Raw genomic sequence first — 26951 nt, forward strand, 5'->3', positions numbered from 1 at the left:
GGAGCGCGACACGCGCTCCCCGCCCGTCGTGCCCCCGGGCATCATGTGGGGTATGCGGGCTGCTCGGCTGATCAAGATGGTGTTGCTCCTGCAGGGGCGGGGATCGATGACCGCCGCTGAGCTGGCGCGGGAGCTGGAGGTGTCGGAGCGGACCGTCACACGGGACGCGCAGGCCCTCTCGGAGGCGGGTGTGCCGGTCTACGCCGACCGGGGCCGCAGCGGCGGCTACCGGCTCGTCGGCGGGTACCGCACCCGGCTGACCGGCCTGGCCCGCAGCGAGGCGGAGGCGCTGTTCCTGTCCGGTGTGCCGGGCGCCCTGCGCGAGATGGGCCTCGCGGACGCGGCCTCGGCGGCCCGTCTGAAGGTGTCCGCGGCCCTCCTGCCGTCCCTCGGCGACGCCTCCCGCACGGCCGCGCAGCGCTTCCACCTCGACGCGCCGGCCTGGTTCCAGGAACCGCGCACACCCCCGCTGCTGCCCGCCGTCGCGGAGGCCGTGTGGGACGACCGCCCGGTCACCGCCCGCTACCGGCGCGGCGACACGGAGGCGGAGCGCGCCCTCGAGCCGTACGGCCTGGTGCTGAAGGCGGGCGTCTGGTACCTGTGCGCCCGGGTCCCGGAGGCGGACGCGTTCCGCACCTACCGGGTGGACCGCTTCACCTCCGTCGAGCCCGGCGAGGACCGGTTCGCGCGTGACGAGGGGTTCGACCTGCCCCGCTTCTGGGCCGAGCGCGCCGAGGGGTTCGCGCGCTCGATCCTGCGCGCCGAGGTGGTCGTACGGCTGTCCCCGGAGGGCGTGCGCAGACTGCCGTACACCGTGGACCCGGTCGCGGCCCGCGAGGGGCTGCGCGGTGCGGGCGAGGCGGACGCGGCGGGCTGGGTCACCGCGACGCTCCCGGTGGAGTCGCAGGAGGTGGCGCACGCGCAGCTCACGGCGCTCGGCCCGGAGGCCGAGGTGCTGGCGCCCCCGGCGCTGCGCGCGCGGTTCGCGCGCGACGCGGCGCGGCTCGGTGAGCTGTACGGCACATAACGATCCGTCGCACTCCGCGTGCGCCCCACCCTTCGAGGCCCGATGCTTGACCCGTGATGGACGAGATGGAGTTCTGGGAGCTGGTCGACGCCACCCGGGAAGCCGCCGAGGGCGATCCCGAGGACCAGGCCGACCTGCTCGTGGACCGGCTCGTCCAGCTGGACCCGGAGTCGGTCCTGGACTTCGCGCGGCACTTCGAGTCGCGCTACAACCGGGCCTACCACTGGGACCTGTGGGGCGCGGCGTGGGTGCTGCTCGACGGGGCGAGCGACGACGCGTTCGACTTCTTCCGCTGCTGGCTGATCGGCCAGGGCCGGGAGGTCTTCGAGGGCGCCGTGCACGACCCGGACGCGCTGGCCGAGCTGCTGACCGACTTCGACGAGGAGATCGACGGCGACGGCGAGGAGCTGGGGTACGCGGCGGACGAGGCGTACGAGCAGCTGACCGGCACGGTCGCCCCGGACCTGGGCATCCCCCCGGCCCCGGCGGAGCCGGAGGGTTCCCCGCTGGACTTCGAGAACGAACGGGCCCTGGCGGAGCGCTTCCCGAAGCTGTGGGACCGCTTCCGGGACTGAGCCCCCGGCCGGTCCCGCGTGTGCGTGCTCCCCGGACGGTCCGTCACCGGGGGCGGCCCTGGAGGCGGGCAGCGGCCAATCTGATCCCGGGGAGTTCGGCGGTCAGGGCCGCGCCCGGACAGGTCGTCGCGTAGCCCTCGTTGTGGCCGGCGATCGCGGGCAGGACGGCGGTGGTCCCGGCGGCGTAGCGGCTGAGGCCGTTGCTGGAGACCAGCCTCGCGCGGGAGCGGGGGTCGACGTCGGCGAGGCCCAGCTTCCAGGCGGCCAGCGCGGCGATCGCGTCGGTCATCGCGCGCGGCACGGGGGTGCCCGCGGTGAAGGTGCCGATCGCGGCGATGCCGGTGGTGCGGTGGTTGAAGCCCTGGGTGTGCGCCCCGGTGACGGCCCGGTCGACGCCGCCGGCGCGGCCCTCGTAGATGGTGCCGCAGCGGTCGACGAGGAAGTTGTAGCCGATGTCGTCCCAGCTGCGGGCGCCGGTCTGGCCGGCGTACAGATGGCGGATGACGCTGGGGGTGTCGGCGCAGTCGTAGGCGTTGGGCGAGTCGGTGTGGTGGACGAAGACGGCCACGACCCGGTCGTCGTAGCGCGGCGGCGGCTGGCTGTGCCGGGCGATGGTGACGTCGATCCAGGTCGTGCGCGGCAGGACGCGGGGCGCGGGGGCGTGGTACGGGGTGGCCGCCGGGCGGGCGCCCGCGGGCTGTGCGTGCCGGGCCCGGGCGGCCACGTCCTCGGCGCCGCGGGCGCACAGCACCAGGGCGACGGCGGCGGCGAGTCCGGGCAGGCAGCCGAGGAGCACCGGCACGACCCGGGGCGGCAGGACGGCGGGGCGCCGCACCCGCCCGCCTCGCGGTCTTCGGAGGGCACACATGGCTCCCACTGTGGGTGCGCCGTCTTCCGTCCGCGATGTGTGCTGTGCCACCCGGCGGAACCATCGTCCCGGTCCGGGACGTTTCTGGGGGTACACGCCCGTGCGGCTGGTTCCGGAGGTCACACGCGTGTGTCTGATCACCGGGCTCGTCCCGCGCGTACCACTGGTTCCGGGAGAAAGGCGGCCGCGTGGATCTGCTCGATCTGGTGCTTGTGCTGGTGGTCCTCGGTTACGCGGGGGCGGGTTACCGGCGTGGTCTGGTGGCCGGCTGTGTCTCGCTGGCGGGGTTCGTGGGCGGCGCGGCCGTCGGCGTGTGGGTGCTGCCCTGGGTGATGGAGCTGGTCACGCGCGGGACGACGACCGCGACGGTGACGGCGGTGCTGACGGTGCTGGTCCCGGCGGCGGTGGCGCACGAGTTGGCGGGGCGGCTCGGGCTGCGGCTGCGCGGGGAGCTGGAGCGGGGGCCGCTGCGGGTGGTGGACGGGCTGGGCGGCGCGGTGGCCAACGGGGTCGCGGTGCTGATCGTGGCCTGGGTCGCGGCGAGCGTGCTCGGCGCCTCGTCGTCGACGCCGGTGACGACGGCGATCCGGAACTCGGCGGTGCTCGGCGCCGTACAGGACGCCATGCCGGAGACCACGCCCGCGTGGTTCTCGCGCGCCACCTCCGCGCTCACGGAGGCGGGCTTCCCGCAGGTGTTCAACCCCTTCGAGAACGAGTCGACGGCCCAGGTCGCCAGGCCCTCCGGCGACAACGTCACGGCGGCGGCGACGGACGCGGCCCGGCTGAGCACGGTGAAGATCGAGGGCGCCGCGGGCACCCAGGGCCGCGAGGGCAGCGGGTTCGTGTACGCGCGGGAGCACGTGATGACGAACGCGCACGTGGTGGCGGGCATCGACACCCCGAGCGTGCGCGTGGGCGGGGTGGGGCGGTCGTACGAGGCGCGGGTGGTGCTGTTCGACCCGGACCGGGACGTGGCGGTGCTGTACGTGCCGGGTCTGGTCGCCCCGGTGCTGGGCTTCGACGACGGTGCCGCGCGCGGCGACTCGGCGGTGGTGGCGGGCTATCCGCAGGACGGCGGCCTCGACCTCCAGGCGGCGACGGTCGCGAGCCGGATACGGGCGACGGGCCAGAACATCTACAACGACGCCACGGTCACCCGGGAGATCTATTCGATCCGTTCGACGGTCCGCCCCGGCAACTCCGGCGGGCCGCTGCTGACGACGGACGGCCGGGTCTTCGGCGTGGTGTTCGCGCGCTCCACGTCCGACGACGAGACGGGGTACGTGCTGACGGTCGACGAGGTGTCCGCCGACGCCCGGCGCGCGGCGGACGCGACGACCCCGGTGGACACGGGGGACCTCGTCACCTCGTAGGGCGGGCGGGGGCCGCGGAAGGCCCGTGGCTCACAGGAAGCGGCCCATGAGCACGTCGTCGACGTAGCGGCCCTGGAGGAAGAACTCCTCGGGCAGTACGCCCTCGACGGCGAAGCCCTCCGACTCGTAGAGCCTGCGGGCGGGGGTGTTGTGGCCGAGGACGCGGAGGGTGAGGCGGCGGGCGCCGCGTCGGCGTGCCTCCGTCCCGGCGGCGCGCAGCAGCACCCGGGCGACGCCCCGGCCGCGGGCCTCGTCCGCGACGGCGAGGCCCTGGATCTGGAGCACATGGGAGTTGGCGGCGACGGGCACCGGGCGGACCATGCGGAGGTAGCCGACGATGCGCCGGTCGAGTTCGGCCACGAGCACGTCGTCCGCGTGGTGCCGGTCGTCGAAGAACGGGGGGTAGGGCGGCCGGGGCCGGGGCAGGACGGCGTGCAGCGGGGACCAGGTGCTCCGGTCGAGGAGTGCCAGTTCCTCGTCGTCGTCGGGCAGCGCGCCGCGTATGTACGGATCGGACATGACGGTCACCCTACGGCTCACCGTCGGGCCGGCGACCCGCTGTTCCGCGGTGGTCGGGCGGCATGCTGGGGGCATGGAACCTTCGCGAATCGCGGTGACCGGCGCGTCCGGTCTCATCGGCGGCGCCCTCGTGCGCTCCCTGACGGCGGACGGGCACCGGGTGGTGCGTCTGGTGCGGCGCGCTCCCCGGGGGGCGGACGAGGTCCGCTGGGACCCCGGGAGGGGTCAGGTGGACGCGGCGGGGCTCGCCGGCTGCGACGCGGTGGTCAACCTGGCCGGCGCCGGCATCGGCGACCACCGCTGGACGGACGCCTACAAGCGGGAGATCCGCGACAGCCGGGTGCTGGGCACGGCCGCGCTGGCGGAGGCGGTCGCCGGCCTGCCGGAGCCGCCGCGGGTCTTCGTGAACGGCAGTGCGATCGGCTTCTACGGCGACACCGGACAGCGCGCCGTCGACGAGGACGCGCCGCCCGGTGAGGGCTTCCTGCCGTCGCTGTGCGTGGAGTGGGAGGCGGCGACGGCGCCCGTGCGGGAGGCGGGCGTGCGGACGGCGTTCGCCCGCACCGGGCTCGTGGTGGCCCGCGGGGGCGGTGCCTGGGCCAAGCTGTTCCCGTTGTTCCGGGCGGGGCTGGGCGGGCGGCTGGGGGACGGCCGGCAGTACTGGTCGTACGTCGCGCTGCACGACGAGGTCGCCGCGATCCGTCATCTCCTGGACACCGACGGCCTGTCCGGGCCGTTCAACCTGACCGCGCCGCACCCCCTGACAAACCGTGAGATCACGGCGGCCATGGGCCGGGTGCTGCGCCGGCCGACGCCGTTCCCGGTCCCCGCGGCGGTGCTGCGGGCGGCGCTCGGCGAGCTGGCCGGGGACGTGCTGGGCAGTCAGCGGGTGCTGCCGAAGCGACTCCTCGAGTCCGGTTTCACGTTCGCGTTCCCGGGGGTCGAGGACGCGATCCGGGCCGCCCTGGAGTGAGCGCGGCCGGGTGCGCGGGCGGCGCCGCGAGGAGCGGGTGGGGAGCGCGGGACCGTATGCGACCGGCGTGCGACCGTGCCCTGCCGATGCGCGTCTGACCGGCGCCGGTCACGGCCCTAACCTCGATCCGAACTCGGGTATCCCTGGTGCCGGTTGGGGGCATCGCGTCCCCGCCGGCAGCGCAACGTCGAGGAGGGGCCTCGTGCTTGAGCCCGCGTACCAGGCGGACGTCGTCGTCGTGGGGGCCGGCGTCGCCGGACTCTCGGCGGCCCACCGGCTGACCAGCGCCGGAGTGACGACCGCTGTTCTGGAGGCCGCCCCGTACGTCGGCGGCCGCATGTCGACGGAGCAGGTCGACGGCTTCCGGCTCGACCGGATCGGCCAGCTGCTGTCGACCTCGTACCCCGAACTACGCCTGACCAAGGGGCTCGACGCCCTCGTGCTGCGCCCGTTCGCGCCGGGTGTGCTGCTGCACCGCGACGGGCGGCGGCACCGTGCCGCCGCCCCGGGGAGCGGAGGGAGCGCGAGGGGCGCACTCCATGCCGTGCGCGCCCTGGCAAGCGCCCCCAGGGGGGCGGCCGCCTCGCCCGTGCGGGTGGGGGCCCCGGTGGGCGGCGCCGTCGACCAGGCCCGGCTGGGCGTCGCCCTGGCCCGGATCGCGGGGATGCCCGTGCACCGCATCCTGGCCCGCCCCGAGCTGCCCGCGGCGCAGTCGCTCGCGGCGCGCGGGGTACCGGCGCGCACCGTCGAGGGTTTTCTGCGCCCCCTGCTCGCCGCGCTGCTGTGCGACCCGGAGCTGACCACGTCCAGCCGGTGTGCCGACCTCGCGCTGCGCGCCTTCGCGAGCGGCCGGCTGTGCGTGCCGGAGGGGGGCGCCGAGTCGCTGCCCGAGCTGCTGGCCCGCGCGCTGCCGCCGGGTGCCGTGCGCACCGGGGTCCGTGTCACGTCGGTGTCGACGACGTCGGTGACCACCGCCGAGCACGGGGAGATCCGCTGCCGGGCCGTGCTGCTGGCGACGGACGCGCGTGCGGCGGCCGAACTGCTGCCCGGGTTGCGGGTGCCGGACTTCCACCCGGTGACGGTGGTGCACCACACGACGGACAGACCGCCCGTCGTCGGCGCCTCGTTGCTGCTGGACGCGGACCGCGGCGGCCCGGTGGCGCACACCGCGGTGATGAGCGAGGTCGACCCGACGCGGGCGCCGGCGGGCCGGACGCTGATCTCCTCGACGGTCCTCGGCGCTCCCCCGCAGGACGTCGACGCGGCCGTGCGCACCCATCTGTCGCGGCTGTACGGCACGCCCACGCACCGCTGGGAGACCCTCGCCGTGCACCACACCCCGCAGGCGGTGCCCGCGATGCGCCCGCCGCACGACCTGCGCCGTCCGGTGCGGCTGATGGCGGGTCTGTACGTGTGCGGCGACCACCGCGACACCAGTACGGTCCAGGGCGCGCTGCACTCGGCGCACCGGGCCGCGTCGGCGATCCTCGCGGACCTCGGCGCGGCGGGTCCGATGCACCGCGCGGACCCGTCGCCGGCCGTGCGCAAGGCCGCCTGACGGACGGTCGGGACCGGGAGGGCGCCGCTCCCTCCCGGTCACCCGAGCGCGGCCACCTTCTCCCGGTAGCCGCGCGCGGGGGCCGCGTCCTTGTACGGTTCGAGCCGGCGCTCGAAGTCGCGCACGTACTCCACGGCCCGCGCCGAGCGCATCTCCACCGCCTGGCCCGCCGCCTCCGCGGCCAGCGCGCACGCCTGGTCGAGTTCGCCGAGCCCGAGCCTGGCGGTGGCGAGGACGATCCGGCAGAACAGCCGGCTGCGGGCGTACGCGGGGGCGCGCAGTTGCAGCGAGCGCTCCGCGTGCTGCGCGGCCGCGCGGAACTGCTGGAGGTCGCGGTGGCAGTGCCCGAACTCGTCGGCGAGCTGCGCCTCGTCGAAGAAGCGCGCCCAGTGCGGCACGTCGTCCCCGGGCCGTGCCGACTCCAGGGCTCGCTCGGCCCGCACCAGCGCGGCGGTGCACGCCCGCACCTCGCCGAGCACGCCGTGCGCCCGCGCCTCGGCGCAGTGCAGCAGGGCCTGCACGACCGGCGGGGCGTTGGTGCCCACCCCCTGCTGGGCGACGCGGGTGAGCTGGACGGCCTCCCGTCCGTGGGCGAGGTAGACGGCCTGGCGGCTCATGGTGACCAGGACGTAGGAGCCGTAGGCCCGGTCGCCCGCGGCCTGGGCGAGCCGCAGCGCCTGCACGAAGTAGCGCTGGGCGAGTCCGTGCGCGGCGATGTCGTACGAGGTCCAGCCGGCGAGCCGGGTGAGGTCGGCCGCGGCGGCGAACAGCCTACGGCCGGTCTGCTCGCCGTAGACGCCGCGCAGCATGGGCTCGCACTCGTGCTCCAGATAGCGCACCAGGGCCTGGCGGGCGTGGCCGCCGCCGTACTGGTCGTCGAGCGTGCGGAAGAGTTCGCCGACCGAGCCGAGCGCGGCGATGTCGCCGGCGGTGACCTTCTGTCCGGAGCCGCGGCCCGCGGGGCGGGGCGGGGCGGGCGGGACGGGCGGGGGCCGGTCGGGGAGGACCCGGGCGGCGGGGCGGCCCTGCGCGGGCACCCGGGCCACGGCCTCGCCACGGGCCACCCGGTCGTCGGGCCTGCCGATCAGCCAGTCCCGGCTGGGCACCACGAGCCCGGCGGGGGTGAACGCGATCTTGCGCAGCTCGGCGTGGCTGCCGGAGTCCTTGCGCCACAGCCCGCTGACGATGTCGACGGCCTCCTCGGGGGTGGAGGCGAACTCGAGGCCGGCGTACACCGGCGCGCACGCGTCCAGGCCGAGATCCTGGGCGCTGAGCCGGCGCCCGAGCCTGCGGGTGAAGACCTCGGCGATCAGGGCGGGCGTGGTGCCCCGGGGCTGCTGGCCGCGCAGCCAGCGGGTGACCGAGGTCTTGTCGTATCTGAGGTCCAGTCCGTGTTCCAGACCGAGCTGGTCCACGCGGCGGGCCAGACCCGCATGCGAGAAACCCGCTTCCGCGATGAGCGCGGCGAGCTGGCGGTTGGGAGTGCGCTGCGCGGGTCGTTCCGTCATCTGCGGTGCGGTCTCCTGACTTCCGGGCTGCCGATGTGCCCGGATTGCCGGTGAGCAGCCCTTATGGCCTCGTGGACGGCGCGAATGTAGCGGAGGGTGAACAGGCAGTCGCACACTTCCCCGTTCATTCATCCGATCGTGTGAGGATTGCCCCCGGGGCTGACGTGCACGGGCCGGACGTACAGTTGCTTGGGCGCGCCAGGTGCCCGACGCACACATCGCCTAGGGAGGCGTTTGCCGTGAGTGAGCTGCGGTTCGTCCGCATGGGGTTCGGCGCACAGGCCGTGGACTACCAGGAGGCGTGGGACGAGCAGCGCCGGGTCCACGCGGCACGGTTCACCGACGAGGTCCCCGACACCGTCCTGCTCCTCGAACACCCGCCCGTGTACACGGCGGGCCGGCGCACGACGGTCGACGAACGCCCGCTCGACGGCACCCCGGTCATCGACGTCGACCGCGGCGGCAAGATCACCTGGCACGGCCCGGGACAGCTGGTCGGCTACCCGATCCAGAAGCTCCCGCGCCCGGTGGACGTGGTCGCGCACGTCCGACGCCTGGAGGAGGCGCTGATCCGCGCCTGCGCCGAGTTCGGCCTGGAGACCACCCGGGTCGAGGGCCGCAGCGGGGTCTGGGTGCTGGGCGACCCGGTCGAGCAGCGCCCGCTGCTGGGCGGCCTCTCCCTCGACCTCGACCCGCGGCTGGCCGACGAGGAGTTCGACCCCCGGCTCAACGGCCCCGAGTACGCGCCGTCCAACGCCGGCCAGCGCCGTGAGGACCGCAAGATCGCCGCCATCGGCATCCGCGTCGCCAAGGGCGTCACGATGCACGGCTTCTCCTTCAACGTGAACCCCGACAACCGCTGGTTCGACCGGATCATCCCGTGCGGCATCCGGGACGCGGGCGTGGCCTCCCTCGCCGCCGAACTGGGCCGGGACGTGACGATCGAGGAGGTCCTGCCGGTGGTCGAGCGCCATCTGCGCGACGTCCTGGAGGGCGCGGACCTCAGGCCGCGGGTGATCGAGAGGGCGACCGCCTGATCCCGGGAATGCACCCTGGGGCCTTCAGGTTGGCCTGACATCAAGGGCCTGCAATCCACGGGCGTACGCTGGTGTGGGCCGAAGAATCGAAGATACTCACAGCAACAACAGGGAGCCGGTCGTGTCCGCAGTCTCACCCGACGGACGCAAGATGCTGCGCCTGGAGGTCCGCAACAGCCAGACCCCCATCGAGCGCAAGCCCGAGTGGATCAAGACGCGGGCGAAAATGGGCCCCGAGTACACGAAGATGCAGAGCCTGGTGAAGAGCGAGGGCCTGCACACGGTGTGCCAGGAGGCCGGCTGCCCGAACATCTACGAGTGCTGGGAGGACCGCGAGGCCACCTTCCTCATCGGCGGCGACCAGTGCACCCGGCGCTGCGACTTCTGCCAGATCGACACCGGCAAGCCCGAGGCGCTCGACCGCGACGAGCCGCGCCGCGTCGGCGAGTCCGTGGTGACCATGGACCTCAACTACGCCACGATCACCGGAGTCGCCCGCGACGACCTGGAGGACGGCGGCGCCTGGCTGTACGCGGAGACCGTGCGCCAGATCCACGCGCAGACCGCGGGACGCGAGGCCGGGCGTACGAAGGTCGAACTGCTGGCCCCCGACTTCAACGCGGTCCCCGAGCAGCTGGCCGAGGTCTTCTCCTCCCGCCCCGAGGTCTTCGCGCACAACGTCGAGACGGTCCCCCGCATCTTCAAGCGCATCCGCCCCGGCTTCCGCTACGACCGCTCCCTCGCGGTGCTCACGGCCGCCCGCGACTACGGCCTGGTCACCAAGTCCAACCTGATCCTCGGCATGGGCGAGACCCGCGAGGAGGTCGGCGAGGCGCTGCGGCAGCTGCACGACGCGGGCTGCGAGCTGGTCACGATCACGCAGTACCTGCGCCCCTCCGTGCGCCACCACCCCGTGGAGCGCTGGGTCAAGCCGCAGGAGTTCGTCGAGCTGAAGGAGGAGGCCGAGCAGATCGGCTTCTCCGGCGTGATGTCCGGCCCGCTGGTACGGTCCTCCTACCGCGCCGGGCGCCTTTACCGGATGGCGGTCGAGAAGCGCGGCGCGTACGTCGCCAGCCAGGCCGTCTGACTCCTCGTCACCTCCCCGCGGCGCACGGCCGCAAGGACAGTGTGTGAAATCGCGCACAAGTGACTACCGGCCAGTAGCGGCCGGATCGACGCGGCCCTGACCGTCCTCGCAGATGAGGGCGCACGTCAGGGCCGCGTCACCGTTCCGGGCCCCCGTATCAAGGTTTCATCGGTGTTTGACCGGTGGGTCACGCCCTGGTAACACCAAGCAGTGACCCTGGACTCACGCCACGTACACCCGCCACCGAGGGGGACCCCCGTCATGCAGGCCGCGCCGGTTCGTGCCACTCCCATCCCGTCCGTCACCGACGCCCTCCGTGCCGTCGAGTCGCTGCTGATGAGCGGTGGTCAGCGCACCGCCCGCCGCAACGCCTGGACCTCCGTCCTGGAGGACCGCCGCCGCGCCAAGGACCGGGTCGAGGCCGAGCGCGTGCTGGAGCAGGCCGCCTCCGTGCGCCCCTGACACGACTCCCCGCCGCTCCCCCACGGCTCCGCCCGCTCCTCCACGGGACACTGCCGTCGTCGGCGCTCCCGGGGCCACGTAGACTTCGTGGCATGGCGAGGAAGGACACGGCAGCGGACGCTGCGAATCCAGGGCGACTGAAGCAGATCGCCCTGACCTACAAGATGACCCGCAAGGCCGACAAGAAGATCGGTCTTGTACTCGCGGCGGTCGGAATCGTCACCTTCGGTGTCTTCCTCGCGATCGGCTTCTTGATCGGTCACCCCATCTATCTCGGCATCCTGGGCCTGTTGCTCGCCTTCCTCGCGACGGCGATCGTGTTCGGCCGCCGCGCCGAGCGGGCCGCCTTCGGGCAGATGGAGGGCCAGCCGGGCGCCGCGGCCGCGGTGCTGGACAACGTCGGCCGGGGCTGGACGACCACACCGGCGGTGGCGATGAACCGCAGCCAGGACGTGGTGCACCGGGCGGTCGGCAAGGCCGGCATCGTCCTGGTCGCCGAGGGCAACCCGAACCGGGTCAAGACCCTGCTGGCCGCCGAGAAGAAGAAGATGGCCCGCATCGTGGCGGACGTCCCGGTGCACGACGTGATCGTCGGCACCGGCGAGGGCCAGGTCGAGCTGAAGAAGCTGCGCACGACCCTGCTGAAGTTCCCGCGGGTCCTGACCGGCCCCCAGGTGACCACCACCAACGACCGACTGCGCGCCATGGGCGACCTCATGAGCAACATGCCGCTGCCCAAGGGCCCGATGCCGAAGGGCATGCGGATGCCGCGCGGCGGCCCCAAGGGCCGCTAGGGCCGCCAGGTCCGCGTACCCGTACCGCACGAGAAGGGGGCGCCCGGAGTCAGGCTCCGGGCGCCCCCTTCGTCGTGGGGCCGGCTCCCCGTCGTGGGGCCGGCTCCCCCTGGACTAGATCCGCACCTCGACGGTCCGCGCCAGCCGGTCGTGCAGACCGCGGCCGTCGCGGTCCCAGATCAGGGCCGGGATCGCGAGGCACAGCAGGACCGTGCGCAGCAGGGCGCGCGCCGGGTTCACCCGGCCGGTGGCGAGGTCCACCACCCGCAGCCGGAACAGCCGCTTGCCGGGGGTGAAGCCGACCGTGCCGACGGTGAGGGCACCGAGGACGAGGAAGATCAGCAGCGCCCAGTTGCTGGTCGACGGGGTGTAGCCGTCGGTGACGAGGCCGTATGCGATCAGCACGCACAGCGCCCAGTCCACCAGCAGCGCGCCGAGCCGCCGCCCCGGGCGGGCGATCGAACCGGGCCCGTCCTCGGGCAGACCGAGCTGCTCGCCCCGGTACCCGAAGTCGGCTCCGGCGTCCTCCATGGCCGCGCGCGGCCCGGACAGCCACGATCCCACTGCTTGCCTGTTGTCCACCCGTCCACGGTACTGCGCCCGTATATGACCGGGGGACGGCGGGGTGTCCCGGGGCTACGGTGGAGGCGAGGGCGGTTAACTTCAGCGAAACAAATGGGTCACGCCCGAGAAATCACCCGTCCCTAGGGTCGACGGCAACGTGTGCCACCGCACTGGCCGCACGAACGAACTACCACCCCGGCGAGGACGGTCGGGAGTAGGAGGAGCTGGATGTTCCAGAACGCCGACGAGGCCAAGAAGTTCATCGCGGACGAGGACGTCAAGTTCGTCGACGTCCGCTTCTGCGACCTGCCGGGCGTGATGCAGCACTTCACGGTGCCCGTCGACGCGTTCGACCCGGACGAGGAGCTGGCCTTCGACGGGTCCTCGATCCGCGGCTTCCAGGCCATCCACGAGTCCGACATGGCGCTGCGCGCGGACCTGTCGACCGCCCGGGTGGACCCCTTCCGCCGCGACAAGACGCTGAACATCAACTTCTTCATCCACGACCCGATCACGGGCGAGCAGTACTCGCGCGACCCGCGCAACGTGGCCAAGAAGGCCGAGGCGTACCTGGCGTCGACCGGTATCGCGGACACCGCGTACTTCGGTCCCGAGGCCGAGTTCTACGTCTTCGACTCCGTCCGCTTCGCCACCACCGCGAACGAGTCCTTCTACCACATCGACTCCGAGGCCGGCGCCTGGAACACCGGTGCCCTGGAGGACAATCGCGGCTACAAGGTGCGCTACAAGGGCGGCTACTTCCCGGTCCCGCCGGTCGACCACTTCGCCGACCTGCGCGCCGAGATCTCCCTGGAGCTGGAGCAGGCCGGCCTCAAGGTCGAGCGCCAGCACCACGAGGTGGGCACCGCCGGCCAGGCCGAGATCAACTACAAGTTCAACACGCTGCTGGCCGCCGCGGACGACCTCCAGCTGTTCAAGTACATCGTGAAGAACGTCGCCTGGCGCAACGGCAAGACGGCGACCTTCATGCCGAAGCCGATCTTCGGCGACAACGGCTCGGGCATGCACGTGCACCAGTCGCTGTGGCAGGGCGGCTCGCCGCTGTTCTACGACGAGCAGGGCTACGCCGGCCTGTCGGACACCGCCCGCTACTACATCGGCGGCATCCTCCGGCACGCCCCGTCGCTGCTGGCCTTCACCAACCCGACGGTGAACTCCTACCACCGCCTGGTGCCGGGCTTCGAGGCGCCGGTCAACCTGGTGTACTCGCAGCGCAACCGCTCGGCCGCGATGCGCATCCCGATCACGGGCTCGAACCCGAAGGCCAAGCGCGTCGAGTTCCGCGCGCCCGACTCCTCCGGCAACCCGTACCTCGCGTTCTCCGCGCTGCTGCTCGCGGGCCTGGACGGCATCAAGAACAAGATCGAGCCGGCCGAGCCGATCGACAAGGACCTGTACGAGCTGGCCCCCGAGGAGCACGCGGGCGTCCCGCAGGTGCCGACCTCGCTGCCGGCCGTACTGGACTCCCTGGAGTCGGACCACGAGTTCCTGCTCGCGGGTGACGTCTTCACGTCCGACCTGATCGAGACGTGGATCGACTTCAAGCGCACGAACGAGATCGCCCCGCTCCAGCTCCGTCCGCACCCGCACGAGTTCGAGCTCTACTTCGACGTGTGAGCCACCCCTGTGCGAGGCCGTGCGTGAGGGCCGCCACCCGCGACGAGCGGGTGGCGGCCCTCAGCCGTGTCCGGGTCGGCCCGCAGGGCTCACCTCACCACGAGGATGACCACGGCTCCATTGTTGAAACCGTTGTTGAAGCCGTTGTTGAAGCCGTTGAACCCGCCGAAGAAGCCGCTGCGGTTGAAGTTGCCGAAGCCGTTGCAGTTGCCCCACCAGCCGCCGTTGAAGCAGCCGCGGTTCGTGGAGACCTGGTTCGGTGTGGCAGCAGAAGCCGTGCCCGCCGTGGCGATCGTCGCGCCACCGGCCAGGAGTACGCCCACGGCCGACGCCGCTACGAGACGCCTCGCGCGTTGTGCCTTCATGGAAACACCTTCCTTCCACCCTTCGTGCGGTGTTGCTGCACGGGACGGATTTGCCGCGGCCACGGGTCGCCGGGCGCGGTCACAGGGAATGCCGCCTGATGAGAAGAAGCGGGGCGGAGGGTCCCCGGCGGGGGGCCGCGCCCGCGGCGGGGGTACCCGCCCTGCGGCTCTCACTTCATGAGCGTAGCCGTCCGTCGACCACCCGGCATCCCGGACAATCCGGGCGCATCCGGTTGCCTGCGCAACCTTTTGGCCTTCACAGATCTCCTGCTTCCGGGAGATCATCCTCCCCGGTCCGGTCCGTACGAGAGAGGTCACACGGGGATGAGCGAACAGGACGACTGGCAGGACGAGTTCGATCACCGGTGGGCGAACTCGGCCGAGCACAAGGAGCCCTCGGCCCGGGCCCGGATGCTCGCCGCCCGCTGGAAGCAGAACCCCCCGGACCCCGCCCCCTTCCACCCCGCCCGCGCCCCGCCGCTCCTCCTGGGTCTCCACGGCACTGGTCCTGACCTGCGTGGCGACGGTGATCGTCCTCCTCGGCTGGGCCCAGACCCGGTCGCCCCACTAGCCCTCGCGCCGGCCTCCGTGAGCCTTTGCTGGTCCTAGGGATGTTCGGGAGCGCTTCATGGGCGACGGCCGATGCACACTGGGCAGTGGGACGAGTGCGCTGACTGCGGGGTGAGGCAGATGCAGAGTCGCTTCCGGAGCGATCGGCGGTTGACCACGCGCATGGGGATCACGCTGTTCCTGCTCGGGTTGCTGTACGTGGCGTTCGTCGCCGCGCTGATCGTGTTGCTGAAGTCCTGGGTGCTGGTCGTGGTGATCGCGGCGGGTCTGCTCGTCGCGCAGTACTGGTTCTCCGACCGGGTCGCGCTGTACGCGATGCACGGCCGGATCGTGGAGCGGGAGCAGTATCCCGAGCTCCACGGGGTGATCGACCGGCTGTGCGCCCAGGCGGACATGCCCAAGCCGGCGGTCGCCGTGTCCGACATCGACATGCCGAACGCGTTCGCCACCGGCCGCAATCCGGATCACGCGGTGCTGTGCGTGACCACCGGACTGCTGCGGCGCCTGGAGCCGGCCGAGCTGGAGGGCGTGCTCGCGCACGAGCTGTCCCACGTGGCGCACAAGGACGTCGCGGTGATCACGGTCGCCTCGTTCCTCGGGGTGCTCGCGGGGCTGCTGGTGCGCTTCGCCTTCTACTCGCAGCTCTTCCGGGGCCGCAAGGACCAGAACACCCTGGTGGTGTTCGCCGGGATCATGGGCGTCTCGGCCGCCGTGTACGCGCTGAGCTTCCTGCTGATCAGGGCCCTGTCGCGGTACCGGGAGCTGGCCGCGGACCGCTCCGCCGCGCTGCTGACCGGCCGCCCCTCGGCGCTGGCCGCCGCGCTGACCAAGGTCTCCGGGGACATCGCCCGCATCCCGACGAAGGACCTGCGGACGGCGCAGGCGTTCAACGCCTTCTACTTCACCCCGGCGCTCGGTGCCGAGCCGGGTCTGTCCCGGTACTTCTCGACCCACCCCACCCTGGAACAGCGGCTGGAGCAGCTGGGCCGGATCTCCGCCGAGCTGGGTGAGGCGGCGGCGCCGGGGAGGGCGGGCTGAGCATGGGGCTGCTGGACATCCTGCTGGGCCGTACGAAGCCCGTCGCGCCCGATCTCGACCAGTTGTTCGCGCTGCCCTCGGCGGCCGTGACCCTCCAGGCCGCGGCCGGGTTCACCCCCACCGGGAGCGGCGCGGTGTGCTTCGCCACGGTCGAGGGCGCGGCCTTCGAGCAGACGCACCGGGAGGTCCAGGCCCTGCTCGACGCGGACGCGGACCGGGGCGACGGCCCGCCGGTGGAGCTGGTGCGGGACGGCTACGGCTACTCCTGGCTGGTGTCGCGCCGCTCACCCGACCAGCTCCCGCAGCTGGTCAACGATCTGCACGCGGTGAACAGCTCGATGGAGGTCAACGGCTTCGGCCCGCAGCTGCTGTGCTCGCTCGCCGGGTTCGAGAACGGTGACGACGGGCGTCGGCTGGCGCTCGTCTACCTCTACAAGAGGGGCACCTTCTACCCCTTCGCCCCGCTCCCGGGCCGGGGCGAGCGCCGGGACAACGCGCTGGAGCTCCAGATCAAGTCCGTCCTGGCCGACGACCTGCGTGTCGAGCAGGACCTGAGCCGCTGGTTCCCCGTCTGGGGCGCCCCCGGTCTGTGAGCCCCGGCACCCGGCCGGTGGGCCGGTCCGGCCCTACACCCCGGGCGTCGACCGGATCACGCCCGCGCCGATCGCCGACGTGAGGGCGGTGTGGTCGGTGGCGGTCTGGCCGGCGTAGGCGAGGGCGAAGGCGGTGACCGCGCGGTCGAAGGTGTCGGCCGCGCCGAGGTACGCGGCGATGGCGATGCGGTCGCCGGAGCGGGCGTGGGCGCGGGCCAGGACGGTGCCGCACAGCCGGGCGTAGGCGAGCAGGCCGTCCGGGGTCATCCCGGCGACGTCGGCGGAGCCCTTCATGTCGCGCAGTTGGCGCCAGTAGAAGGCGCGGCCCTGCGGTCCCGTCGTCCAGCCGAGGAAGACGTCGCCCGCGGCCTGGAGCAGCCGCTGCCCCGCCACGACCCGGTGCCCGGGGTGGACGTACGGGCCGGTGGGCAGGTGTTCCTCCAGGACCGACCTGCGGGCCTCCTTGATCTGGAGGAACAGCGGGTCGTCGGTGTCCCGGCCGGCGAGCAGCACGACGAAGCAGCGGGTGCCGACGCTGCCGACGCCGACGACCTTGCGGGCGGCGTCCACGTAGCGGTAGCGGTCGAGCAGGTGGCGGCGCTCCTCGGGGAGCGTGGAGCGGTAGTCGCTGAAGATCTTGCGCAGGGAGGCCGCGTCGGAGGCGCCGGCGGGTTCGAGGAGCGGCGGGTCGTGGACGATGCGCCGGCGCCCGTCGACGACCTCGGTGAGCCGTCCCAGGGCCTGGAGGCTGGTGCGGCGGCGGGCCCGGGTCAGGCTGGCCTCGGCCCGTCCGCGCCGACGGGCGCAGCGCAGCAGCGGGACCAGGCTGTCGGCGTCGATGCGCTCGTACCAGACGGCGAGTTCGCCGAGCCGGGCCAGCCGACGTATGGAGGTGCGGTACGCAGTGACGGCGGCCAGGACCGCGCGACCGGCCTTGGCCTCGGGGTGGCCGTTCTCGCGGCCGGCGACGGCGACGGACGCGGCGAGCCGTTTGACGTCCCATTCGAACGGGCCGGGGAAGGTCTCGTCGAAGTCGTTCAGGTCGAACAGGAGGGCGCGTTCCGGGGAGGCGTACACCCCGAAGTTGAGCAGGTGCGCGTCGCCGCACAGCTGCACGGTCAGTCCGGTGTGGGGCTGCGCGGCGAGGTCGGCGGCCATGACGGCGGCTGCGCCGCGCAGGAAGGCGAACGGGGAGGCGGACATGCGGCCGTAGCGGATCGGCAGCAGCTCGGACAGGCGGTCGCGGCCCTGACGTTCGAGTACGGCGACGGGGTCGGGGCGGTCGACGGGCGCCAGCCAGTCCGCGTGCGCGGAGCGGGGCACGCGTTTGCGGGCGGCCCTGCCGTGATCGGCCCGCTCGGCGGGGGTGCCGGCCCGAGCCGGTACGGTCATACGACGGCCCTCCCTCGACGTCCGGTTCCGCCACCTCCTGATCGCAGTGAACGGCCTGCCCCGCCCCCCGCGCACGTCGTGTGGTCGATTCGGGTGACGGCCGCGGGGAATCCCCCGGTGGCTTTCGGAGGGGTGTTGTCAGTGGGGGGCGGGAGGATGGGGACGGTGGTCGAGCCGACGGGTGGAGGCGGTATGGGCGGCGGGGTGCGGCACATCGGTACGGTCGAGCGGCGGGCCAGGCTCGCGCTGCGGCACCGGCTGGCCGGTACGGCGCGCGCGGCGACGCCCGAGGAGGTGGCCGACGCCCTGGTCGCGCTGCACGGCACGGACCCGGCGACGGTGTACCTCGCGGTGGGCGCGCGGCTGGCGGAGCCGGTCAAGACGGTGCCGGAGACGGAGCGTGCGCTGTACGAGGACCGCACGCTGGTGCGGATGCACGGCATGCGGCACACGGTGTTCGTGTTCCCGACGGCGCTGACCGCGGTGGTCCACGCGTCGACGGGCCTGACGGTCGCGGCGCGCGAACGGGCCAAGCTGCTCGGGGACATGGCGACGGCGGGCGCCCCGGACGCGGCCTGGCTGGCGGAGGTCGAGGCGTCCGCGCTGGCCGCGCTGGCCCGGCGCGGACAGGCGACGGCGGCGGAGCTGGCGGCCGACGAGCCCCGCCTGCGCGAGCGGTTCGTGTACGCGGCCGGGAAGGGGTACGAGGGAGTCCACACCGTCTCGACCCGGCTGCTGAGGGTGCTGGGCGTGGAGGGCAAGGTGGTCCGGGGCCGACCGCAGGGCTCCTGGACGTCGGGCCTCTTCCGCTGGGCGGTGGCGCCCCCGCATCCCGAACTGGACGCGGCGCGGGCCCAGTCGGAGCTCCTCGAACGGTGGCTGACGGTGTGCGGCCCGGCGACGGAGGCGGACCTCAAGTGGTGGACGGGGTGGCGGGTCACGGAGGTCCGCAGGGCACTGGCGGCGATCGGCGCGCAGGAGGTGTCGCTGGACGACGGCACGACGGGGCATGTCACGCGCGGCGACACCGGACCGGTGCCGGAGCCGGAGGAGCCCTGGGCGGCGCTGCTCCCCGCGCTGGATCCGACGGCGATGGGCTGGCAGCGGCGGGACTGGTATCTGGCACCCGAGCTGCGGCCGCACCTCTTCGACGGCAGCGGCAACGTGGGACCGACGGTGTGGTGGAACGGCCGGGTGATCGGCGGCTGGGCCCAGCGCGCGGACGGCGACATCGTGTGGCGGGTCCTGGACCCGACGGCGGGACGCGAGGCGGAGCGGGCGATCGCGGCCGAGGCGGAGCGCCTGTCCGGCGTACCGGCCGGGTCGCGGGTGACGCCCCGCTTCCGGACCCCGCTGGAGAAGGAGCTGTCGTCCTGACGGGGCGCGGACGACGGGGGGCACCCGCTTCCGGGCGCCCCCGTCCGAGGGGCGCCCGGCGCCGGGTCAGCGTGAGTAGCGCATGAACGCCCGGACCATGTGGCACGTCGTGTCCGACGGCGGGTGCACGCCGATCCGCTCGGCCGTGCTGCGGATCGTCTCGTTGCGGGCCTGACCGGGCATGTACACCCCGGAGTCGAGCAGGGCGATGGCCAGCCGCATCGCCTTGAGACGGCGGTTGTGCGTGACGTACCAGTCGCGCGGCCGTCCGGCCGGCAGCGGGCGTTTCGCCACGGGCGCGCAGGGCAGTTCGAGCGGGACGGGGCGCTTCACGGTGGACTGGGTGGGCTTCGGCTTCACGGCGGCAGCGGGCACGGGCATCCTCCTGTCGCGATCAGGGCACCGCACGGAACTCCCGGCGACACCCTCGAACACTGCTTCTATTCTACCGTCCCCCACTGACAAAAGCCCCTGGCCACAAGGGCTTTGGAGGGTGCTGGGGCAGGAGGGAGAAGGGGGTTTCGGGAGGGTGGGAACAACGTGGGCGCGGACGAGATCAGGGCCGTGCTCGATCGGCTCGGCCTCGAACCGTGGGACATCACCCGCACCCAGGAGCCCGAGGCGAAGGAGCTGGGGCTCGGGGAGTGGCCGAAGGGCGACGACGCCCGGGACCGGTGGATCGGGGCGCTCGCCGCGCACCCGAGGCTGATCCAGCGGCCCACGGTCGGCGGGGCCTCGCCTCGACTCCGGTGTGACGCAGGTTACTTGGGAGACTTGTGCAACCCCTGAGTAACCTCGCGCGGCCTCCCGTACCTAGCGGCGTACGCACCCCCCAACCTCTTCAGGAGGCGCGGATGTCGCGCAGGAGAACTCTCGGGACGAAGAAGAAGGTCGCCCTGCTGGCCGGTGCCGCGGTGATGGCCGGTGGTGGAGCCTTCGCCCTGGCTGCCACGTCCAACGCCGCGCAGTCCCCCCACACGCTGTCGGCCGCGAACTCGACGGTGTGCCAGGGGCTGGCCACCGCCCTCGGCAACAACCAGACGTTCATCGAGGGCCAGCGGGCCGCCCCGGACGCCCAGTCCGAGGCACGGATCGCCAACCGTGAGGCGGTCATCGAGCAGATCAAGGTTCAGCAGAAGGCGTCCGGTTGTGTTGTCGGGGAGTCGGCTCAGGGCTCCCAGGACACGCCGCCCGCCCAGGGCGCACAGCAGGGCCAGGACCAGCAGCAGGCGGGCGGCGCGGCCGACGCCGGCGGCGCCGCGGACGCCGGTGCCGCCTCCGGTCAGCAGGTGTGCAACGGCTCGACCGTCACCCTCTCCGGAGAGGCCGGCGCCCCCGCGGCCTCCAGCAACCAGTTCCCGTCCGGGACCACGCTGAAGGTCACCAACCTGGACAACAACAAGTCCACGACGGTCAAGGTGACGTCCGTGTCCGGCAGTTGTGTGCTGCTCAACAACTCCGCGTTCGAACAGGTCCGGGAGCCGGGCAAGTTCCTGATCCGCCGTGCGCTGATCGAGAAGGTGGGGTGACGCTCGTCGGCGACGGCAAGGGGGCCGCTCCGTTCCGGGGCGGCCCCTCACCCGTTCCCCGGGCCCTCACCACGGGGGACCGGACACGGAACGACCGGGTAACACGGGGTTCACATCCGGGCAATGATCGGGAAATCGCCTGTTGACAGGCTGCCGGGCAGCACCGAGCGGCGCCCCAGTGCCGCAGCGCCGCTCCACCCGCACCTGCGCAGACACACCCCGAAGGATGGGCCCGTGAGCTTCAAGGCTGAGTACATCTGGATCGACGGCACCCAGCCGACGGCCAAGCTGCGTTCGAAGACGAAGATCCTCGCCGACTCGGCCAAGGGCGCCGAGCTGCCGATCTGGGGCTTCGACGGGTCCTCCACCAACCAGGCCGAGGGGCACGCCTCGGACCGCGTCCTCAAGCCGGTCTTCTCCTGCCCTGACCCGATCCGCGGCGGGGACGACGTCCTCGTCCTGTGCGAGGTCCTCAACATCGACTTCACCCCGCACTCGTCCAACACGCGGGCCGCGCTGGCCGAGGTCGCCGTGGAGTTCGCCGCGCAGGAGCCGATCTTCGGCATCGAGCAGGAGTACACGTTCTTCGACGGCTCCCGTCCGCTGGGCTTCCCCGACGGCGGCTTCCCGGCCCCGCAGGGCGGCTACTACTGCGGTGTCGGCGCCGACGAGATCTTCGGCCGTGAGATCGTCGAGGCCCACCTGGACAACTGTCTGAAGGCGGGCCTGGGTCTGTCCGGCATCAACGCCGAGGTCATGCCCGGCCAGTGGGAGTTCCAGGTCGGCCCGCTGTCCCCGCTGGAGGTCTCCGACCAGCTGTGGGTGGCCCGCTGGCTGCTCTACCGCACCGCCGAGGACTTCGGCGTCTCCGCGACCCTCGACCCCAAGCCGGTCAAGGGCGACTGGAACGGCGCGGGCGCGCACACCAACTTCTCCACCAAGGCCATGCGCGAAGGCCCCGAGGGGTACGCCGCGATCGTCACCGCGTGCGAGTCGCTCGGCGAGGGCTCCAAGCCGCTCGACCACGTCAAGCACTACGGCGCCGGTATCGACGAGCGCCTGACGGGCCTGCACGAGACCGCCCCGTGGGACAAGTTCTCCTACGGCGTCTCCGACCGCGGCGCCTCGGTGCGCATCCCCTGGCAGGTCGAGAAGGACGGCAAGGGCTACCTGGAGGACCGCCGTCCGAACGCCAACGTCGACCCGTACGTGGTGACGCGGCTCCTCGTCGACACCTGCTGCTCCGCCCTGGCGAAGTCCGGCCAGGTCTGATCCCGGCTCCCACCGCTCCTGCCGAGGGGGCGTCCACCGTCACGGTGGGCGCCCCCTCGCACTGTCCGGTGTCCAAGAAGCCGTGTGGTGCCGAGGAGCCGTGGGGTGTCCACGGAGTGGGACGGGGACCGGGGAACGGACAGGTGGGCGTCCGAGCAGTGAGAGGAGTCTCCTGCGGAAGGCCCCCGTCTGCTTCAATGGGCGCATGGCCAGCTTCCAGAGCAGCACCGCGACGGGTCGCCATGACCTCGAGCCGTTCTGGCCTTCCCGTCAGCATCACGACTTCGACCGGGTGTGTTGCCGCGCGATGAACGCGCCGGCCCTCTAAAGCCGTACACCCCGGCCTTCGTCCGGCGCGAACGACGTACGTCCCCGACGGGCCCGACCACGAATCGCGGCCGTCGGCCTCCCGACGAACCTCTCGCGTGAAAGAGCTGACCCCTCATGGCGACCACTCGTTCCCGGAACACCGCCCCCCTCACCGCATCGTCCCCCAACAGCGCCCGGCACCGGCTGCGAGCCGTCGACCGGGACGAGGTCGTCGCCGTCGCCGACTTCCTGCCGCCGGGCGCCACCTGGCTGCCGGCGCCGCAGCACACCCTCCCGAGCCTGCCCGGACAGCCACCGATGATCGGCTACCTGGTGCTGGTCCCGGCCGACCAGCAGCCGCCGTTCCCCCCGGTCGCGGTGCCCGCGCCGGCCGAGGCCGACGAGCCGCTGGTGAGCGTCGACCCCGTGCAGCGCACCGCGCGGGTGGCGGGCCGGGACCTCGACCTCACGTACCTGGAGTTCGAGCTGCTGGCCCATCTGGTGGCGCACCCGGGCCGCGTCCACACCCGCGACCAGCTCGTGACGACGGTGTGGGGCTACGGCCACGTCGGCGACGGCCGCACGGTCGACGTCCACATCGCCCGGCTGCGCCGCAAGCTGGGCCCGGAGCACCGGGCCTCGATCCAGACGGTCCGCAGGGTCGGCTATAAGTACATGCTGTGAGCCCCCCTTCGGCCAGACTGATGCCATGAGCATCCGGACGAACGGCGATCGGCGAGTGGTCGGGGCACGGGCCCGCGCGGCGGCGCTGAGCGGCGTGCGCGGGCTCGGGCTGGCCCTGGTGACACTGCCGGGCGCCCTCGTCTGCTGCACGCTGACCGTCGTGTCCCTCGTGCTGATCCCGCTCGGGGTGGGGCTGGTCACGACGCCGTGGCTGCTGACGCTGGTGCGGGTCTGCGCGGACGGGCGGCGGGTCCTCGCGGCCGAGTGGCGCGGGGTGCGCATCCCGGCGACGTACCGGCCCGTGCCGGAGGGCGCCCGGCCCTGGGCGCGCACCGCCCTGATGCTCCGTGACCCGGCGACCTGGCGGGACCTGCGCTGGCTGCCGGTCGACATGACGGCCGGGTTCGTCACCGCTCTGGTGTCCGCCGCGCTCGTCCTCTATCCGCTGGAGGGGTTCGCGCTGGCGGCCGGCCTGTGGCGGCCGGTCGTGGCCGCGGGCGGTCCCTACTGGTACGGCTTCGTGCGCATCACCGACCAGACCTCCGCGTTCGGCGCCGCCGCCCTGGCCGTCGTGATCCTCGTGGCCGCCCTCTTCCTCGCCTCGCCCGCGCTCACCGCCCACTTCCTCCTCACCCGCGCGGTGCTGGGCCCGAGCCGGGGCGAACTCGCCGAACGGGTACGGGTGTTGACGGAGACCCGGCGCGACGCGGTGGACACCTCCGCGGCCGAACTGCGCCGCATAGAACGCGATCTGCACGACGGCGCGCAGGCCCGGCTGGTCGCCATGGGCATGGACCTCGGCACCATCGGGATGCTGATGGAGAAGGACCCGGCGCGGGCCCGCGAGCTGCTCGCGCAGGCCCGCCGCAACTCCGCCGAGGCCCTGGACGAGCTGCGCGACCTGGTGCGCGGCATCCATCCGCCGGTGCTCGCGGAGCGCGGGCTCGGTGACGCCGTACGGGCGCTGGCGCTGCGGCTGCCGCTGCCCACCGAGGTCGCCGTGGACCTGGCCGGGCGGGCGGACGCGCCGGTCGAGTCCGCCGCGTACTTCGCGGCCAGTGAAGTGCTCACCAACGCGGTCAAGCACTCCGGCGCCGAGCGGATCTGGGTGGACCTGCACCACACCGGGGGCATGCTGCGGATCACGGTCACCGACAACGGCCGGGGCGGCGCCCGGGTCGGCGCGGGCTCGGGGCTGTCCGGGGTGGAGCGGCGGCTCGGTACATTCGACGGTGTCCTGGCCGTCAGCAGTCCAGCGGGCGGTCCCACCATGGTGACCATGGAGATTCCGTGCGCGTTGTCCTAGCCGAAGACCTGTTCCTGCTGCGCGACGGACTGGTCCGGATGCTGGAGGCCTACGACTTCGAGATCGCGGCGGCCGTCGAGTCGGGCCCCGAACTCACGCGTGCGCTGGCCGAGTTGGCACCCGACGTCGCCGTGGTGGACGTACGGCTGCCGCCGACGCACACCGACGAGGGGCTGCGGTGCGCGCTCCAGGCCCGCAGGGAGCGGCCGGGGCTGCCGGTCCTCGTACTGTCGCAGCACGTGGAGCAGCTGTACGCACGGGAGTTGCTGGCCGACGGCGAGGGCGGGGTCGGTTATCTGCTCAAGGACCGGGTGTTCGACGCGGAGCAGTTCGTGGACGCCGTGCGGCGGGTGGCGGCGGGCGGTACGGCCATGGACCCGCAGGTGATCCAGCAGTTGCTGTCCCGCAGGGCCGCGGGCGCCGGCGACCGGCCGCTGGGCGGGCTGACGCCGCGCGAGCTGGAGGTGCTGGAGCTGATGGCGCAGGGCCGCTCCAACGCGGCGATCGCGGCCCAACTCGTGGTCACGGAACGGGCGATCGCCAAACACACCTCCAACATCTTCGCCAAACTGGGACTTGAGGTGTCGGACGACGACAATCGGCGCGTCCTGGCGGTGCTCGCCTACCTGGACCGGGATCGCTGAACCGACCCAATTTTTTTGCAACTCCCGCTGCTCAGGGGCCGGTTGGGGCCCGATGGGCGAACAGATCTCCGAGGAATTCCTGAGGCGGCTGAACACCCCCGGGACCGGGTGCGTATGAATGGGCGCAGCTTCACTCCTGTCGGGCGCCTCGATGCTGCCCCGCAAGGAAGTCAGAGGAGTTCCATGGGACGCAACACACGAAAACGCCGTACGCCGCTGGCCACGAAGGCCATTGCCGCATCGGCGGCCCTAGCGCTCGGTGGGGGCGGGCTGATCTGGGCGAACTTCTACGCCTCGGCGCACGAGTCGAACTCGGGCCAGAACTACACGAAGGCCGCCGGCGCCCAGGTCGCCACGATCTCCTGCCCGGACGTCGGCCAGAAGCTGACGAGCGTACCGGGGCAGGCCCGTACCGATGTCGACGGTGAACTGGCCAATCTCGACCGCCAGATCACCGATGCCTACCAGCGGCTCGCGACCACGCGGGACGCGCAGGCCAGGGACGCGAGTTTCGTCCAGAACGACATCCTCCAGCCGCTGAAGGAACGCCGGTCGGTGATCATCGACCGCATCAAGCTGGAGATCACCCGGGTCGGCGGCACCACGCCCGCCGGTCTGGAGACGCTCGCCGGGTGCACGGGCACCGGTACCAACCAGACGACCGCGGGCGGCCAGCAGAACGGCGGCGGTCAGCAGCAGGCCGGTGGCGGTCAGCAGCAGAACGGTGGTGGCCAGCAGCAGAACGGCGGCGGCAACACCGCGGCCCCCACCCAGGGCGCCGGCCAGAACGGCGGCGGTCAGCAGGCCAACAACGGCGGTCAGGCGGGCAACGGCCCGGCGGCCTCCGACTTCGTCGACATCACGAAGGTGCAGGCGAACGTCGCGGCGAAGCCGCGGGCGAACCGCAACGGCTCGTCGGGCACGTTCACCACCCGGTGCGGCGTCAACGCCAACAAGAACCACAACACCGACAACGTGATCGTGGCGCCCGGCGTGACCAACGGCGCGCACCACCTGCACGACTACGTCGGCAACCAGAAGGTCAACGCGTTCTCCAGCAACGACACCTTCCTCCAGGGCGGGACGAGCTGCCAGAACAAGAACGACCTCTCGTCGTACTACTGGCCCGTGGTCCGCGTCCAGGACGGCACGCAGGACTTCGACCAGAACGCGGACGGCGGTGGCAAGGAGGGCAACGTCGGCCGGATCATCGTGCCGTCGCAGGCCCAGATCAAGTACGTCGGCAGCCCGACCAGCAAGGTCGTCGCGATGCCGCAGTTCCTGCGCATCATCACCGGTGACGCCAAGGCGACCACCAACGGTACGGCGAACGCCAACGCGCACTGGAGCTGCACCGGCTTCGAGAACAAGGTCCAGCTGACGGACAAGTACCCGATCTGCCCGCGCGGCAGCCAGGTGGTGCGCACGTTCGCCTTCCAGAGCTGCTGGGACGGCACGAACATCGACAGCGCCAACCACCGCACGCACGTGGCCTTCGCCGACGCCCAGGGCAACTGCCAGAACGGCTTCAAGGCGATCCCGCAGCTGACGATGCGGCTGGTCTACAACCTGCCCCGGCCGAGCCTCCAGAACGGCCAGGTGAAGAACGCCTACGCCGTGGACGGCTTCCCGGAGCAGCTGCACAAGCCGATCACCGACCACGACGACTTCATCGCGGTCACGACCGGCGGCCTGGCGAACAAGATCGCCAACTGTGTCAACCGGGGTCAGCGCTGCTAGTGCGGCACCCGTGAACGACGGAAGCGGGGGGGGGGGGGGGCCCCCCCCCCCCCCCCGGCGGGGCGCCGCCCCCCCGGCCCCGGGGGGGGCGGGGGGGGGGGGGGCGCGCACGACCGCGCCGCCCCCGGGGCGGCCGCGCGCCGGGGCCA

The 26951-nt window shown here is 72.7% G+C and carries 26 protein-coding genes and 2 pseudogenes; 21 read left to right on the plus strand and 7 right to left on the minus strand.

Features of this window, described 5'->3' with window-relative positions; genetic code table 11:
- Positions 1-52: 52 nt before the first annotated feature.
- On the plus strand, positions 53-1027 hold the full coding sequence (locus AB0F77_RS17880; protein WP_361948791.1) for a WYL domain-containing protein: 975 nt from the start codon (positions 53-55) through the stop codon (positions 1025-1027).
- Between the two features lie 56 nt (positions 1028-1083).
- A complete protein-coding gene (locus tag AB0F77_RS17885) occupies positions 1084-1602 on the plus strand; it encodes a DUF4240 domain-containing protein (protein ID WP_361948878.1) in 519 nt (172 codons plus the stop codon).
- A 43-nt stretch (positions 1603-1645) separates the two neighbouring features.
- On the opposite strand, the gene AB0F77_RS17890 is transcribed toward AB0F77_RS17885, so the two are convergent.
- The gene (locus AB0F77_RS17890) at positions 1646-2404 is read right to left on the minus strand and encodes a peptidoglycan recognition protein (RefSeq protein ID WP_361948881.1); all 759 of its coding nucleotides are present in this window, start codon (positions 2402-2404) and stop codon (positions 1646-1648) included.
- 254 nt (positions 2405-2658) lie between these two features.
- Between AB0F77_RS17890 and AB0F77_RS17895 the strand changes: the two genes are divergently transcribed.
- Positions 2659-3843, plus strand: coding sequence for a MarP family serine protease (locus tag AB0F77_RS17895; protein ID WP_361948794.1), 1185 nt, complete (start codon positions 2659-2661; stop codon positions 3841-3843).
- 30 nt (positions 3844-3873) lie between these two features.
- On the opposite strand, the gene AB0F77_RS17900 is transcribed toward AB0F77_RS17895, so the two are convergent.
- Positions 3874-4362, minus strand: coding sequence for a GNAT family N-acetyltransferase (locus AB0F77_RS17900; protein ID WP_361948797.1), 489 nt, complete (start codon positions 4360-4362; stop codon positions 3874-3876).
- A 73-nt stretch (positions 4363-4435) separates the two neighbouring features.
- Here AB0F77_RS17900 and AB0F77_RS17905 point away from each other — a divergent pair, with 73 nt between their 5' ends.
- A complete protein-coding gene (locus AB0F77_RS17905; RefSeq protein WP_361948800.1) occupies positions 4436-5335 on the plus strand; it encodes a TIGR01777 family oxidoreductase in 900 nt (299 codons plus the stop codon).
- 202 nt (positions 5336-5537) lie between these two features.
- Positions 5538-6893, plus strand: a complete 1356-nt coding sequence (locus AB0F77_RS17910; RefSeq protein WP_361948803.1) for an NAD(P)/FAD-dependent oxidoreductase — start codon at positions 5538-5540, stop codon at positions 6891-6893.
- 38 nt (positions 6894-6931) lie between these two features.
- Here the strand turns inward: AB0F77_RS17910 and AB0F77_RS17915 are convergent, their stop codons facing one another.
- Positions 6932-8401 carry a regulator gene (locus AB0F77_RS17915; protein ID WP_361948806.1) on the minus strand — a complete coding sequence of 490 codons (1470 nt, stop codon included), beginning with the start codon at positions 8399-8401 and terminating at the stop codon, positions 6932-6934.
- Positions 8402-8640: 239 nt separating this feature from the next.
- Here AB0F77_RS17915 and lipB point away from each other — a divergent pair, with 239 nt between their 5' ends.
- The 4 genes from lipB to AB0F77_RS17935 all read left to right on the plus strand — a co-directional run bounded on the left by lipB (position 8641) and on the right by AB0F77_RS17935 (position 11781).
- Positions 8641-9438 carry a lipoyl(octanoyl) transferase LipB gene (gene lipB, locus AB0F77_RS17920; RefSeq protein WP_361948809.1) on the plus strand — a complete coding sequence of 266 codons (798 nt, stop codon included), beginning with the start codon at positions 8641-8643 and terminating at the stop codon, positions 9436-9438.
- Between the two features lie 121 nt (positions 9439-9559).
- Entirely contained in the window at positions 9560-10525 is a 966-nt protein-coding gene (gene lipA, locus AB0F77_RS17925) for a lipoyl synthase (RefSeq protein ID WP_361948812.1), read from the plus strand.
- Positions 10526-10786: 261 nt separating this feature from the next.
- Entirely contained in the window at positions 10787-10987 is a 201-nt protein-coding gene (locus AB0F77_RS17930) for a hypothetical protein (RefSeq protein WP_361948815.1), read from the plus strand.
- A gap of 92 nt (positions 10988-11079) precedes the next feature.
- Positions 11080-11781, plus strand: coding sequence for a DUF4191 domain-containing protein (locus AB0F77_RS17935; RefSeq protein WP_361948818.1), 702 nt, complete (start codon positions 11080-11082; stop codon positions 11779-11781).
- 114 nt (positions 11782-11895) lie between these two features.
- Here AB0F77_RS17935 and AB0F77_RS17940 read toward each other — a convergent pair whose 3' ends face one another.
- Positions 11896-12363, minus strand: a complete 468-nt coding sequence (locus AB0F77_RS17940; protein ID WP_361948821.1) for an RDD family protein — start codon at positions 12361-12363, stop codon at positions 11896-11898.
- Positions 12364-12573: 210 nt separating this feature from the next.
- Here AB0F77_RS17940 and glnA point away from each other — a divergent pair, with 210 nt between their 5' ends.
- On the plus strand, positions 12574-13983 hold the full coding sequence (gene glnA, locus AB0F77_RS17945) for a type I glutamate--ammonia ligase (protein ID WP_361948824.1): 1410 nt from the start codon (positions 12574-12576) through the stop codon (positions 13981-13983).
- 89 nt (positions 13984-14072) lie between these two features.
- Here the strand turns inward: glnA and AB0F77_RS17950 are convergent, their stop codons facing one another.
- Positions 14073-14348 (minus strand): hypothetical protein, encoded by a 276-nt coding sequence (locus AB0F77_RS17950; RefSeq protein WP_361948827.1) that lies wholly within the window; start codon positions 14346-14348, stop codon positions 14073-14075.
- Positions 14349-14672: 324 nt separating this feature from the next.
- On the opposite strand from AB0F77_RS17950, the pseudogene AB0F77_RS17955 reads away from it, so the two are divergent.
- From AB0F77_RS17955 to AB0F77_RS17965, 3 genes and pseudogenes are all read left to right on the plus strand, one after another.
- A pseudogene (locus tag AB0F77_RS17955) lies at positions 14673-14919 on the plus strand (hypothetical protein).
- A gap of 119 nt (positions 14920-15038) precedes the next feature.
- Positions 15039-15956 carry a zinc metalloprotease HtpX gene (gene htpX / locus AB0F77_RS17960; protein ID WP_361948830.1) on the plus strand — a complete coding sequence of 306 codons (918 nt, stop codon included), beginning with the start codon at positions 15039-15041 and terminating at the stop codon, positions 15954-15956.
- A 2-nt stretch (positions 15957-15958) separates the two neighbouring features.
- Positions 15959-16549 (plus strand): hypothetical protein, encoded by a 591-nt coding sequence (locus tag AB0F77_RS17965; protein ID WP_361948832.1) that lies wholly within the window; start codon positions 15959-15961, stop codon positions 16547-16549.
- Positions 16550-16582: 33 nt separating this feature from the next.
- Here AB0F77_RS17965 and AB0F77_RS17970 read toward each other — a convergent pair whose 3' ends face one another.
- The gene (locus AB0F77_RS17970) at positions 16583-17941 is read right to left on the minus strand and encodes a DUF2252 domain-containing protein (protein WP_361948835.1); all 1359 of its coding nucleotides are present in this window, start codon (positions 17939-17941) and stop codon (positions 16583-16585) included.
- Positions 17942-18133: 192 nt separating this feature from the next.
- Between AB0F77_RS17970 and AB0F77_RS17975 the strand changes: the two genes are divergently transcribed.
- Positions 18134-19318, plus strand: a complete 1185-nt coding sequence (locus tag AB0F77_RS17975) for a winged helix DNA-binding domain-containing protein (RefSeq protein WP_361948884.1) — start codon at positions 18134-18136, stop codon at positions 19316-19318.
- 66 nt (positions 19319-19384) lie between these two features.
- Here AB0F77_RS17975 and AB0F77_RS17980 read toward each other — a convergent pair whose 3' ends face one another.
- The gene (locus AB0F77_RS17980; protein ID WP_361948838.1) at positions 19385-19693 is read right to left on the minus strand and encodes a hypothetical protein; all 309 of its coding nucleotides are present in this window, start codon (positions 19691-19693) and stop codon (positions 19385-19387) included.
- Between the two features lie 174 nt (positions 19694-19867).
- Here AB0F77_RS17980 and AB0F77_RS17985 point away from each other — a divergent pair.
- From AB0F77_RS17985 to AB0F77_RS18015, 7 genes and pseudogenes are all read left to right on the plus strand, one after another.
- Positions 19868-20044, plus strand: a pseudogene (locus tag AB0F77_RS17985) (arsenate reductase family protein); the annotation flags it as partial.
- A 128-nt stretch (positions 20045-20172) separates the two neighbouring features.
- Complete coding sequence (locus tag AB0F77_RS17990) at positions 20173-20847, plus strand: hypothetical protein (protein WP_361948840.1); 675 nt, start codon at positions 20173-20175, stop codon at positions 20845-20847.
- Between the two features lie 234 nt (positions 20848-21081).
- Positions 21082-22119: a glutamine synthetase gene (gene glnII / locus AB0F77_RS17995; RefSeq protein WP_361948843.1), complete on the plus strand. Its 1038-nt coding sequence runs from the start codon at positions 21082-21084 to the stop codon at positions 22117-22119.
- A 444-nt stretch (positions 22120-22563) separates the two neighbouring features.
- Positions 22564-23112: a winged helix-turn-helix domain-containing protein gene (locus AB0F77_RS18000; protein WP_361948846.1), complete on the plus strand. Its 549-nt coding sequence runs from the start codon at positions 22564-22566 to the stop codon at positions 23110-23112.
- Positions 23113-23137: 25 nt separating this feature from the next.
- Positions 23138-24418, plus strand: coding sequence for a sensor domain-containing protein (locus AB0F77_RS18005; protein ID WP_361948849.1), 1281 nt, complete (start codon positions 23138-23140; stop codon positions 24416-24418).
- The gene (locus AB0F77_RS18010) at positions 24403-25062 is read left to right on the plus strand and encodes a response regulator transcription factor (protein WP_361948852.1); all 660 of its coding nucleotides are present in this window, start codon (positions 24403-24405) and stop codon (positions 25060-25062) included. Before AB0F77_RS18005 ends, AB0F77_RS18010 begins: the two co-directional genes overlap by 16 nt.
- A 183-nt stretch (positions 25063-25245) precedes the next feature.
- Positions 25246-26802: a DUF1996 domain-containing protein gene (locus AB0F77_RS18015; protein ID WP_361948855.1), complete on the plus strand. Its 1557-nt coding sequence runs from the start codon at positions 25246-25248 to the stop codon at positions 26800-26802.
- The last annotated feature ends 149 nt before the right edge of the window (positions 26803-26951 follow it).

The sequence above is a fragment of the Streptomyces sp. NPDC026672 genome (assembly GCF_040638185.1).
In the GTDB taxonomy this organism is placed as follows: Bacteria; Actinomycetota; Actinomycetes; order Streptomycetales; family Streptomycetaceae; genus Streptomyces.